Origin of the sequence: Bacillus infantis (assembly GCF_008180445.1) — a bacterium.
Classification (GTDB): domain Bacteria; phylum Bacillota; class Bacilli; order Bacillales; family Cytobacillaceae; genus Bacillus_AB; species Bacillus_AB infantis_B.
In genome coordinates this window covers 79,417-91,178 of sequence record NZ_VTER01000015.1, presented here as the reverse complement: position 1 = coordinate 91,178, position 11,762 = coordinate 79,417, and the positions used below count along the sequence as shown (strand labels likewise).

Sequence of the window (11,762 nt, the reverse complement as noted above, 5' to 3'; positions counted from 1 at the left end):
ATCCTGGGGCTGTAGTCGGTCCCAAGGGTTGGGCTGTTCGCCCATTAAAGCGGTACGCGAGCTGGGTTCAGAACGTCGTGAGACAGTTCGGTCCCTATCCGTCGTGGGCGCAGGAAATTTGAGAGGAGCTGTCCTTAGTACGAGAGGACCGGGATGGACGCACCGCTGGTGTACCAGTTGTCTTGCCAAAGGCATCGCTGGGTAGCTATGTGCGGAAGGGATAAGTGCTGAAAGCATCTAAGCATGAAGCCCCCCTCGAGATGAGATTTCCCATAGCGTAAGCTAGTAAGATCCCTGAAAGATGATCAGGTTGATAGGTCTGAGGTGGAAGCGTGGTGACACGTGGAGCTGACAGATACTAATAGATCGAGGACTTAACCACAATTGATTGCTTAGTAATTCTTCTTCTGCATTATCTAGTTTTGAGGGAATGAAAATTTTAAAAAAATCCCTTGCAAAACAAAAACAAGATGATATAATAATACTTGTCTTGAAAAAATAGTCTGGTGGCGATAGCGAGAAGGTCACACCCGTTCCCATACCGAACACGGAAGTTAAGCTTCTCAGCGCCGATGGTAGTTGGGGGATCTCCCCCTGTGAGAGTAGGACGCTGCCGGGCGAAACAAAAACATTCCGCAGTAGCTCAGTGGTAGAGCATTCGGCTGTTAACCGAACGGTCGCAGGTTCGAGTCCTGCCTGCGGAGCCATCCTTAATACCGCTTAAGGTATTGGGCTAATGCTTCCATAGCTCAGTAGGTAGAGTGCTTCCATGGTAAGGAAGAGGTCACCGGTTCGAGCCCGGTTGGAAGCTTATAGAGATCATAATTTGTTAAATTAATAGCAAGGCCCCTTGGTCAAGCGGTTAAGACACCGCCCTTTCACGGCGGTAACACGGGTTCGAATCCCGTAGGGGTCACCATTTTGGAGGATTAGCTCAGCTGGGAGAGCATCTGCCTTACAAGCAGAGGGTCGGCGGTTCGATCCCGTCATCCTCCACCATATTTGCCGGTTTAGCTCAATTGGTAGAGCAACTGACTTGTAATCAGTAGGTTGGGGGTTCAAGTCCTCTAGCCGGCACCATTTCCTTTACTTATCTGTAATGGAATGTGGAGGGGTAGCGAAGTGGCTAAACGCGGCGGACTGTAAATCCGCTCCCTCCGGGTTCGGCGGTTCGAATCCGTCCCCCTCCACCATTTTGAATAAAAAACTCCAGATTTGGACAATCTTATAAATGTCCTTTTTATTTTGACCGTCAGGTCATTGATCAATGGGCTATAGCCAAGCGGTAAGGCAACGGACTTTGACTCCGTCATGCGTTGGTTCGAATCCAGCTAGCCCAGCCATTTTTTGAGCCATTAGCTCAGTCGGTAGAGCATCTGACTTTTAATCAGAGGGTCGAAGGTTCGAGTCCTTCATGGCTCATCATAGCAGGGCAGGCCTTAGGTTGTATACCCTAAGGTTTGTCTTAATGAATGCGGAAGTAGTTCAGTGGTAGAACATCACCTTGCCAAGGTGGGGGTCGCGGGTTCGAATCCCGTCTTCCGCTCCAATATACGGGGCCTTAGCTCAGCTGGGAGAGCGCCTGCTTTGCACGCAGGAGGTCAGCGGTTCGATCCCGCTAGGCTCCACCATTACTACATACATCTTACCTTAAACTCTGCCGGGTTTAAGGTTTTTTTATGTTTAAAAATGTTATACCTTCTAACAGCTTTACATGAACCTAAAATCTAAATCTGCAGCAGCTTGTGTTAGCCGCGGGTGATCATGCCACTTTCGTTAGGATCCTTGCTGCCGATTCCCCAGGAACTACCCCTATCTTTTCATCCTTTTGATTTTTCAGAAAAGTACGCATATATATGCATGATTTTGTCGAGTTGAGTCATTGCTTTGAAAGCGGTTAAAATGAAAGCAGAACAGGGGTGAAGGAGGAACATAGAGAGATGAAGAAACTATCGATTATCGGGATGCCGATGGATCTTGGACAAATGAGGCGAGGCGTTGATATGGGGCCAAGTGCTATCCGCTATGCCGGTGTAAATGAACGCCTGAAATCTTTATTTGAGCACATTCATGATCTGGGTGATATAGCGATTGGACGCCCGGAGGTGGAGATAGATCCAGATACCAATCTGAGGAATCTTGAGCTTATTGCAGATAAGACCGGCCAGCTTGCAGAAAAGGTCGATGAAGTAATCAAGGGTGGTTCATTCCCTCTTGTGTTAGGCGGGGACCACAGCATTGCCATCGGGACGCTTGCAGGTGTATCGCGGCACTATAAAAACCTCGGCGTCATCTGGTATGATGCCCATGGAGATCTGAATACAGCAGAAACATCGCCTTCTGGGAATATCCATGGCATGCCGCTGGCAGCTTCGCTGGGCATCGGCCATCCGCTTCTGACCGGAATTGGGGGCTACTCACCGAAGGTAAAGCCTGAGAATATCGTCATCATCGGAGCAAGGGCCCTGGATGAGGGTGAGAAAGAGCTTGTGAAGGAGAAGGGCATCAAAGTGTATACAATGCATGAGATTGACAGGCTCGGGATGGCAAGAGTGATGGAAGAAGCAATTGAGTATCTGAGGGACCGTACTGATGGGGTCCATTTATCATTGGATCTGGATGGGCTGGACCCCAACGATGCACCAGGCGTGGGGACTCCAGTCATAGGCGGCATCAGCTACCGTGAAAGCCACTTGGCGATGGAAATGCTTGCAGAAGCGGAGCTGATCACCTCCGCTGAGTTCGTGGAGGTCAATCCGATCCTCGATGACAAGAATAAGACGGCATCTGTAGCCGTTGCGCTCATGGGATCGCTTTTCGGCGAAAAGCTCCTTTAAAGAAAGAAACAAAAAACGGTAACTTGATTTTTCAAGTTACCGTTTTTTGACTAGATGATTGTATTTGTTCAGCAATGAATCCAGCCTTGTACTGGCTTCAATTACGTGATGGCTGGACAAAGAGGTACGGGAAGCCAGTTGGACCATTTCCTTGCGGCACTTTTCAATATCCTGCAACAGTTCTTGAATGCCCATTCACAAAAAACCTGCCTTTTCCTCAGCTTAATTAGTTCCTTTATACCCCATTTTAAACTTTTTAAACATGAAGAAGTAAATTTTTGTTAAAATAATAGTTATTGAGAAATTTTATATAAAAAAACGAAACCTTTTCCGCTATCGATCCGTAATATCGTATAGCCGCATTAGAGCGGAGGTAAATAGAAATGGAAGCAATCGTAAAGAAAAGGATCAAACAGGTATTAAAAGGCGACCAGAATGCTTTTGGGGAAATTGTGGAAATTTATAAAGACAAGGTGTTCCAGCTTTGTTTCCGTATGCTCGGCAACCGCCATGAGGCGGAGGATATTGCACAGGAGGCTTTTCTGCGCGCATATGTTAATATTCAAAGCTTTAATATCGACCTGAAGTTTTCCACCTGGCTGTATAGAATCGCAACCAATTTATGCATTGACCGGATCAGGAAGAAAAAGCCCGACTATTTTCTGGATGCGGAGGTTGCCGGGACGGACGGATTGACGATGTATTCGCAGATTGCAGCGGATACAAGGCTGCCCGAGGAAGATGTAGAGAGCCTGGAGCTTCAGGAAACCATTCAAAACGAAATTTCCAAGCTTCCTGAAAAATACAGGTCAGTAATTGTGCTGAAATATATCGAGGAGCTTTCTCTCAACGAAATAAGCGAGATTATGGACCTGCCGCTCGGGACGGTTAAGACCCGCATACACAGGGGCAGGGAAGCTTTAAGAAAGCAGCTGCGTCATGTGTAGAGATGAATGGCTATGCCATCTTCTTTTGCAAAAATGAATTCAGCTTATCATTTTAAGAGGGTGAGAACTTTGAAATGTCCAGCAGAGATTGTCGAGTATATGCACGAGTATCTAGATGAAGAGATCTCAGCCGAGCATGAACAGCAATTAAGGGAGCATTTGAGCAGCTGCGACGAATGCCGCTCTTATTTTCATGAATTAAAGAGAGCTATTGCACTGGTGCAAAGCACTTCACATATACAAGCTCCGTCAGGCTTCACAGCTGGTGTAATGGCGAAGCTTCCAAAAGAAAAGAAGCAGGTGGGCTTCCAGCGGTGGTTCAGGCATCATCCCCTGCTTACTGCTGCTTCCCTGTTCCTCGTCCTTATGATGGGAAGTGTCGTCTCCACCTGGAATAAGGACCATAATTTTTCGGTCTCCAAACAGCCGAACCTGATCGTCCAGAATGACACGGTCATCGTACCGGAAGGTGAAGTAATCAAGGGCGATGTGATTGTCCGCAATGGCAAGATAAAAATCGAAGGCCAGGTTGATGGCGATGTGACCGTCATCAATGGAGAGCAGTATATGGCTTCTGCAGGCCAGGTGACTGGTGATATCAAGGAAGTGAATGAAGTGTTTGAGTGGCTCTGGTATCACATCAAGAGCCTTGGCAAAGATCTTGTGAATGTGTTCGATGAGAAAGAAAAAGAGCCTGCAGCAGGCTGATTGAATAGAGAGAGCAAATCCCTGTCAAACTAGAAATATCCGGCTGAGCCGATATTCATTTGGCAGGGATTTTCTTTTAGCGAATGAGAAGGCACGCCGGGAGCTTTGCAATATATCCCATGTCCATATCATTGGTTTTCAGAGTATTTATGATATAATATGTGAGTTACATACATTGAAAACAAAGCTTATGCTTTTTGGAAAAATATATTTGGAGGAAGGGATAATGTCGTTTGCAGATTTCTCAATTTTGAAATACCTGGCTAATATTGTTGACATTCTCCTTGTTTGGTACGTCATCTACAAACTGATCATGATTGTGAGGGGCACCAAGGCCGTACAGCTTTTGAAAGGGATTTTTGTCATTCTGATCGTCAAGGTGATCAGCGATAAATTCCAGCTGCAGACACTTGGCTGGATGATGGAACAGGTTCTGCTATGGGGGGTCCTGGCCATTATTATCATCTTCCAGCCCGAGCTCCGGAGGGCGCTTGAGCAGCTGGGAAGGGGAAGATTCTTTTCGAGAAGCAGCTCCCAGGAAGAAAATGAACAGGAAAAGATGGTGGATTCCATTACAAAGGCCGTTGATTATATGGCTAAACGCCGGATTGGCGCCCTGATTTCGATTGAACGTGAAACAGGGATGGGCGATTATATAGAAACAGGCATTCAGCTGAATTCAAAAATATCATCAGAGCTCCTGATCAATATTTTCATCCCGAATACACCTCTTCATGATGGGGCGGTCATCATCCAGAGAAACTGTGTGGAAGCTGCAGCCTGCTATCTGCCGCTGTCCGAGAGTCCGTTCATTTCTAAGGAACTTGGCACAAGGCACAGGGCCGCCCTGGGAATCAGTGAGGTCACAGACAGCCTTACAATCGTTGTATCTGAAGAAACGGGCAGCATCTCACTGACTAAAAACGGTGAGCTTCACAGAAGCCTGAGCTCTGAGGCATTCAAGGAGCTCCTATCCAATGAATTGATTGTCAGCCAGAAGGCGAAACAGTCTTCTTCAGCCCGCTGGAATTGGAGGGGGAAGAAAAATGGATAAGCTGATTGATAAGCTGGTGGACAACAGGTGGTTCATGAAAGCTGTGGCACTTGTTCTGGCTTTGCTCCTTTTTGATGCTGTCTATGATGGATCCGACAAATCGGGCGAGGTTAATGTTCCCGGGGATCAGGACACTGAGCTGATTGAAGATGTCCCGGTCAAATCCTATTATGATACCGATAATCTTGTCGTCACCGGAGTCCCGGATACTGTGGATGTGAGGGTGTCAGGGCCGAAAAGCCATGTCCAGATCGCCAAGACACAGCGGGACTTTGAAGTATATGTAAATTTATCTGATGCCGAAGTTGGAGAAAAGCAGGTCCGGATCCTTGTAAGGGATATTTCGGATCGCCTCGATGTAACGGTCGAACCGCTATATGCAACAGTCTCTATCCAGGAGAAAGTAACGAAGGAGTTCAAGGTAGAGCCTGAATTCAACCAGTCCCTGCTTGGAGACGGATTCACATCCGGAGCACCATCTGTTAAGCCTGAAACTGTTAAAATAACAGGTGCCAAGGACGTAGTCGACCGCATCAGCTATGTGAAGGCAGCGCTCGATGTCAAAGGTCCGATAGAGGAATCTGTTACAGGAGCTGCAAGCATCAGGGTGCTCGACAGGGATATGAATAAGCTGAATGTAGCTGTCGATCCAGAGACGGTAGAGGTTACCGTGTCTGTGAAAAGCCTCGCTAAGACCGTGCCGATCGATATCGTCCGGAAGGGTTCACTGCCTTCGGGTGTGACGCTTAACAGTATTGACCTGGATACAGCTGAGGCGAGAATCACCGGAAGCGAAGAAGCGCTGGGCCAGACGGAAAGAGTAAGGGTTGAGATTGACCTGGGCAAGATCACCAAAGATGGTGTTCAGACCCTTCCGGTCATCATCCCGGACGGCATCACTTCCGTCGATCCGAAGACAGTCGAGGCTTCCGTGGATGTGACAGCTGAAAGCCAGGAAGATCAGGAGGATGCCGGGTCAGAAGCAGAAGAAGATGAAGCTGAGACGGCGACTCCTCCTGCGGAAGAAACAGAGAAGGATGAAACCAAAACCTTCTCTAACCTTCCGATTGACCTGACTGGGTCATCAGAAGGATATACCGCTGCTTTCGCTGATGGATCAGGAAGAACAAATCTTTCTGTCCAGGGGCCGGTCAGTGTGGTCAATGGCCTCGGTTCTGCAGATTTCAATATATTTGTCGATGCAAGCGGCCTGTCAGAAGGGGAGCATAATGTGCCTGTAAAGGTTACTGGCCCCGATAATGTAAGCTGGAAGCTATCAAGAGAAACAATAAAGATTTCTATCACTCAAAAGAATGAAGAAGCTTAAATATAATGTCACTATGGTTAGAAGGAGCGATTTTTAATGGGTAAATATTTCGGTACCGATGGAGTACGAGGGATTGCAAACAGTGAGTTGACCCCGGAGCTGGCATTTAAACTGGGCCGGTTTGGCGGATATGTGCTAACAAAGAATGAGGAACGCCCGAAAGTATTGATCGGCCGCGATACACGCATATCAGGGCATATGCTGGAAGGAGCCCTTGTCGCAGGACTGCTTTCCATTGGCGCTGAAGTTATGCGCCTCGGCGTCATTTCAACACCTGGAGTAGCGTATCTGACAAAAGCCCTTGGTGCACAGGCAGGTGTCATGATTTCAGCCTCCCACAACCCTGTAGCTGATAATGGGATCAAATTCTTCGGGCCTGATGGCTTTAAGCTTTCAGATGATCAGGAGCTGGAAATTGAAGGTCTCATGGATAAGGCAGAAGATGAGCTTCCGCGTCCGGTAGGGGCGGACCTTGGCCAGGTGAATGATTATTTTGAAGGCGGACAGAAATATCTTCAATATCTGAAGCAAAGTGTTGATGAAGACTTCTCTGGCATACATATTGCGCTTGACTGTGCGAACGGTGCTACATCTTCACTGGCAGCACATTTGTTTGCAGACCTTGATGCCGACCTTTCGACAATGGGCGCATCCCCTAACGGCCTTAACATCAACGATGGCGTAGGCTCGACGCATCCTGAAGCGCTTTCGGCCTTTGTAAAGGAAAAAGGGGCGGATGCCGGATTTGCTTTTGACGGGGACGGAGACCGTTTGATTGCTGTAGACGAAAATGGCGACATTGTTGATGGAGACCAGATCATGTATATCTGCGGAAAATACCTGAAAGAGCAGGGCCGCCTGAAGCATAACACAGTTGTATCCACAGTCATGAGCAACCTGGGCTTCTACAAAGGGCTTGAAGCAAATGGCATTGAAAGCATCCAGACTGCAGTCGGAGACCGCTATGTGGTGGAGGAAATGAAAAAAGAGGGCTACAGCCTTGGCGGGGAGCAATCCGGCCATATTATATTCCTTGACTACAACACAACCGGTGATGGCCTTTTGACTGGCCTTCAGCTTGCCAATATCATGCAAGCGACCAAGAAGCCGCTGTCAGAGCTTGCGAATGAAATGAGGAAGTTCCCGCAGACGCTCGTCAACATTAAAGTTACAGACAAGCACCATGTAACAGACAACGATAAGGTTCATGCCGTGATTACAGAGGTTGAAAATGAAATGAACGGAAACGGGCGCATCCTTGTCAGGCCTTCCGGCACTGAGCCTTTGGTCCGTGTAATGGCTGAGGCGCCTACAAAGGAGCAGTGTGAGGCCTATGTGGAGCGCATAGCCGCTGTTGTCCGCGAGGAAATGGGTTTAAAAGAGTAATGGAAGGGAAGATATGCATAGAGGAACGCTTTGGCGCCTCTATGCATATTTTTGTATATGGAGCCCCAAAGCTTCATGGGAAAATGTGTATTTTTTATGATATCAGTTGACGGAGTCTCGCGTGGTGATGTATGATTATCCTGTTTTTGCAAACCATAGTGCAAAGCATATTCAATAATAGAAAGGTGGGTCGTCAGGGTATACTTTTAAAGCGCCTGAACTAGCCATGAGAGGGCTAGTTGACGAGGAGGAGGTTTATCGATTTTTCGGCGGATGCCTCCCGGTTGAGCAAGCACAACCGAAAATCCTTCTTTAAAGCATCAAGGCAACTTGGTGGACAAAGAGAGGGATATGCTTCTGAACAAACAAAAACTAGAGATAAGGGGGCAAGTGTGCCCTCTAAAAAAGGCTTCTTGCCCCCTTTATTAGGGAGGACACAGAAGTATGTGCGGAATTGTAGGTTATATCGGAAACACTGATTCAAAGGAAGTATTATTAAAAGGCTTGGAAAAGCTTGAATATAGAGGCTATGACTCAGCAGGGATCGCTGTCATGAACGAAAACGGCGTTCATGTTTTCAAGGAAAAAGGCCGCATTGCCGACCTGCGCAGCATTGTTGATGGAGATGTGGAAGCCCATACCGGGATTGGACACACGCGCTGGGCGACACATGGCGTACCGAGCAAAAAGAATGCCCATCCTCACCAGAGTACTGGCGGACGCTTCACACTCGTACACAACGGTGTTATTGAAAACTATGACCAGCTGAAGCGCGAATTCCTGAGCGGTGTAGAGCTTCAGAGCGATACGGACACAGAAGTCATCGTTCAGCTGATCGAGCTGTTCGTAAATGAAGGAGAAGCAACAGAAGACGCTTTCCGCAAGACGCTGCGCCTGCTGAAGGGTTCTTATGCTTTGGCGCTCCTTGATGAGCAGAATGATGAAACGATCTTTGTAGCGAAGAACAAGAGTCCGCTCCTTGTCGGCCTTGGCGACACATTCAATGTGGTTGCGAGCGACGCAATGGCTATGCTTCAGGTTACAGACCAGTATGTCGAGCTTATGGACAAAGAAATCGTTATCGTCAAGAAGAACGAAGTCATGATCCAGGATATGGACGGCCAGATCATTGCCAGAAATCCATATACTGCTGAACTGGATGCAAGTGATATTGAAAAAGGCACATATCCTCACTATATGCTGAAGGAAATTGATGAGCAGCCGCTTGTGACACGCCGCATCATCCAGAAATACCAGAATGCAAATGGTGAATTGGTCATCGACCAGGATATCCTTGATGCGATGAATGAAAGCGACCGGATTTATATCATTGCAGCTGGTACTTCTTATCATGCCGGCCTTGTCGGCAAGCAGTTCATCGAAAGAATGGCAAAAATTCCGGTAGAAGTCCATATTGCCAGCGAATTTGGCTACAATATGCCTCTTCTGTCAGAAAAGCCGCTATTCATCTTTATTTCACAGAGCGGTGAAACAGCAGACAGCCGTGCCGTGCTTGTAAACATCAAGGAGATGGGCTATAAAGCACTGACCATCACGAATGTACAGGGATCAACCCTTTCCCGTGAAGCTGATTACACGCTGCTTCTTCATGCAGGTCCTGAAATTGCCGTTGCTTCAACAAAAGCATATACTGCCCAGCTGGCTGTACTTGCCATCCTGGCAGAAGTAACAGCGAAGAGCAAAGGGCTTGGACTGCCGTTTAACCTGGTTCAGGAGCTTGGCATCGCTGCCAATGCTATGGAGGTTCTCTGTGACAGCAAAGAAGAATTCGAAGCGATTGCCCGCGAATATCTGGCAACAACACGCAACGCTTTCTTCATCGGCCGCGGCATCGACTTCTATGTCGGCCTTGAAGGCTCACTGAAGCTGAAGGAGATTTCGTATATCCAGGCTGAAGGCTTTGCCGGCGGAGAATTGAAGCACGGTACAATTGCCCTGATCGAGGAAGGTACGCCAGTCATTGCCCTTGCTACACAGGAAAGCGTCAACCTGAGCATCCGCGGAAACGTCAAGGAAGTTGTATCCCGCGGCGCAAACCCATGCATCATCAGCATGAAGGGGCTTGAGCAGGAAGAAGACCGCTTCGTTATTCCGGAAATTAATGAATTATTAACACCTCTTATCTCTGTTATACCATTGCAGCTGATCTCTTATTATGCTGCCCTGCACCGCGAATGCGATGTAGACAAACCGCGCAACCTGGCTAAATCTGTTACGGTTGAGTAAGCGGATTTAGGATTATATATTGTATGTCTAAGGAGGCTCCTTTCAGGATGCCTCCTTTTTGCATAGGTGTGGAAATGCAAAGGTATTAATCAAATGTTTAATTAAGGGCGGCAATAGTACTGCTGACACAGTATCCAAGGTATTAATCAAACGTTTGATTAAGAGCAAATAGACTGCTGCTGCAAAAGTTATAAGGCTTTAATCAAACGTTTGACTAAGGATAATAATGGACTGCTGCTGCCAGGTATGTGAGGCTTTAATTAAACATTTGAACAACAATGCCTGGGCAAAGAAACGATCATAATTTATCTGCTGGCAACCCTCTTTATTCCGTTTTACATTATTCCGGCCATAATGAAGAAATTTTAAGGAGATGGAATGGATGAATCAGGATTTACTTATTTTTGGGACTATTTTTCTTGTGCTTGGTTTTTTGGTGGGTGTTAAGAAAATGACGTGGCTTTTATCGGGGTTTAATGAAAAAAGGGTGAGGGACAAAAAGAAACTGGCCCATTTGGTGGGGGGAACGGAAGCGGTTCTTGGCATTGTTCTCATTATCGGCGGCATTCTGGGAGTGGGTTCACCGAAGTTTTTGATCATGCTCTGTATAGCCATTATGATGGGGCTCGTATTTTATGTGAACAGCAGGATGGTAGAGTGAATAAGGAGGGGAGCTGCCCCTCCTTATTCTTCTCCTCCGTTAAACCATAGGAGAGCATCATCATCAGGATCGCCGTTATAGTTGATCATGATTTCTTCATCTTTTTTAATATCCTTGTAAGCATAGAAATCAAAAGAGTGATTCTCGAAACTGATTTCATAATCGGCATTCGGCTCATAGGAATGGTTGAACAGCATTCCGTATCCAAGGAGAAGGGCAGAATGGTTCGTCCCATACTCGAATACATAGTCGGCGAGCCTGGTTTTTTCAATATATTTATGTTCTTCATTTGGATATGCAAGTACCGGGGCCCTGTGGATCAGCTCTCCCTTTTTGATATCACGGGTAGCGAACACACCTTTATTGGTTTCATCATCGGTAATGTTTGAGATTCTAACTTCAATCAAGCTTTTCACCTTCGCCTTCATAATCTGTCAATCCTAGTCTGACAGTCTTGGGGCAAAAATGCAATCGCAGGAAGCAATTGGATGACAGTCCCAGGGCTGTGGGGAGCTGATTTGATACCAGCCCGGGTGTTTGTATGGTAAAGTAATCATAACAGCAAAGGAGGAAATACAGATGCAAATCACCGATC

10 protein-coding genes, 10 tRNA genes and 2 rRNA genes are annotated in these 11,762 nt (G+C 47.1%); 20 read left to right on the top strand and 2 right to left on the bottom strand.

Annotation, left to right across the window (positions count from 1 at the left end; all coding sequences use genetic code 11):
• The 13 genes from FZD51_RS23035 to rocF all read left to right on the top strand — a co-directional run.
• Positions 1–382: ribosomal RNA gene (locus tag FZD51_RS23035) — 23S ribosomal RNA — on the top strand; the annotation flags it as partial.
• A gap of 120 nt (positions 383–502) precedes the next feature.
• Positions 503–619, top strand: a 5S ribosomal RNA gene (rrf, locus tag FZD51_RS23030).
• A gap of 13 nt (positions 620–632) precedes the next feature.
• Positions 633–707 (top strand) — tRNA-Asn (locus FZD51_RS23025).
• Between the two features lie 31 nt (positions 708–738).
• Positions 739–811: transfer RNA gene (locus FZD51_RS23020), tRNA-Thr, on the top strand.
• A gap of 33 nt (positions 812–844) precedes the next feature.
• A tRNA-Glu gene (locus FZD51_RS23015) sits at positions 845–919 on the top strand.
• A 4-nt stretch (positions 920–923) separates the two neighbouring features.
• Positions 924–999 (top strand) — tRNA-Val (locus tag FZD51_RS23010).
• A gap of 5 nt (positions 1,000–1,004) precedes the next feature.
• Positions 1,005–1,080: transfer RNA gene (locus FZD51_RS23005), tRNA-Thr, on the top strand.
• A 28-nt stretch (positions 1,081–1,108) separates the two neighbouring features.
• Positions 1,109–1,193, top strand: a tRNA-Tyr gene (locus FZD51_RS23000).
• A gap of 75 nt (positions 1,194–1,268) precedes the next feature.
• Positions 1,269–1,343, top strand: a tRNA-Gln gene (locus FZD51_RS22995).
• 6 nt (positions 1,344–1,349) lie between these two features.
• A tRNA-Lys gene (locus FZD51_RS22990) sits at positions 1,350–1,422 on the top strand.
• Between the two features lie 52 nt (positions 1,423–1,474).
• Positions 1,475–1,549, top strand: a tRNA-Gly gene (locus tag FZD51_RS22985).
• 6 nt (positions 1,550–1,555) lie between these two features.
• Positions 1,556–1,631, top strand: a tRNA-Ala gene (locus FZD51_RS22980).
• A gap of 309 nt (positions 1,632–1,940) precedes the next feature.
• The gene (gene rocF, locus FZD51_RS22975) at positions 1,941–2,837 is read left to right on the top strand and encodes an arginase (RefSeq protein WP_009795852.1); all 897 of its coding nucleotides are present in this window, start codon (positions 1,941–1,943) and stop codon (positions 2,835–2,837) included.
• A 36-nt stretch (positions 2,838–2,873) separates the two neighbouring features.
• On the opposite strand, the gene FZD51_RS22970 is transcribed toward rocF, so the two are convergent.
• Positions 2,874–3,032 carry an aspartyl-phosphate phosphatase Spo0E family protein gene (locus tag FZD51_RS22970; RefSeq protein ID WP_022543224.1) on the bottom strand — a complete coding sequence of 53 codons (159 nt, stop codon included), beginning with the start codon at positions 3,030–3,032 and terminating at the stop codon, positions 2,874–2,876.
• 188 nt (positions 3,033–3,220) lie between these two features.
• On the opposite strand from FZD51_RS22970, the gene sigW reads away from it, so the two are divergent.
• The 7 genes from sigW to FZD51_RS22935 all read left to right on the top strand — a co-directional run bounded on the left by sigW (position 3,221) and on the right by FZD51_RS22935 (position 11,167).
• The gene (gene sigW, locus FZD51_RS22965) at positions 3,221–3,784 is read left to right on the top strand and encodes an RNA polymerase sigma factor SigW (RefSeq protein ID WP_009795680.1); all 564 of its coding nucleotides are present in this window, start codon (positions 3,221–3,223) and stop codon (positions 3,782–3,784) included.
• 69 nt (positions 3,785–3,853) lie between these two features.
• The gene (locus FZD51_RS22960) at positions 3,854–4,492 is read left to right on the top strand and encodes an anti-sigma factor family protein (RefSeq protein WP_148976867.1); all 639 of its coding nucleotides are present in this window, start codon (positions 3,854–3,856) and stop codon (positions 4,490–4,492) included.
• Positions 4,493–4,718: 226 nt separating this feature from the next.
• Positions 4,719–5,546 (top strand): diadenylate cyclase CdaA, encoded by an 828-nt coding sequence (gene cdaA, locus FZD51_RS22955; protein ID WP_148976866.1) that lies wholly within the window; start codon positions 4,719–4,721, stop codon positions 5,544–5,546.
• Positions 5,539–6,873, top strand: coding sequence for a CdaR family protein (locus tag FZD51_RS22950; protein WP_148976865.1), 1,335 nt, complete (start codon positions 5,539–5,541; stop codon positions 6,871–6,873). The genes cdaA and FZD51_RS22950 overlap by 8 nt, the downstream gene beginning before the upstream one ends.
• Before the next feature lie 36 nt (positions 6,874–6,909).
• Complete coding sequence (gene glmM / locus FZD51_RS22945; RefSeq protein WP_148976864.1) at positions 6,910–8,259, top strand: phosphoglucosamine mutase; 1,350 nt, start codon at positions 6,910–6,912, stop codon at positions 8,257–8,259.
• 444 nt (positions 8,260–8,703) lie between these two features.
• Entirely contained in the window at positions 8,704–10,506 is a 1,803-nt protein-coding gene (gene glmS, locus FZD51_RS22940; RefSeq protein WP_148976863.1) for a glutamine--fructose-6-phosphate transaminase (isomerizing), read from the top strand.
• 382 nt (positions 10,507–10,888) lie between these two features.
• Positions 10,889–11,167, top strand: a complete 279-nt coding sequence (locus FZD51_RS22935) for a DUF3784 domain-containing protein (RefSeq protein ID WP_148976862.1) — start codon at positions 10,889–10,891, stop codon at positions 11,165–11,167.
• Between the two features lie 23 nt (positions 11,168–11,190).
• On the opposite strand, the gene FZD51_RS22930 is transcribed toward FZD51_RS22935, so the two are convergent.
• Positions 11,191–11,574 (bottom strand): SET domain-containing protein, encoded by a 384-nt coding sequence (locus FZD51_RS22930; RefSeq protein ID WP_035403454.1) that lies wholly within the window; start codon positions 11,572–11,574, stop codon positions 11,191–11,193.
• Positions 11,575–11,762 lie beyond the last annotated feature (188 nt).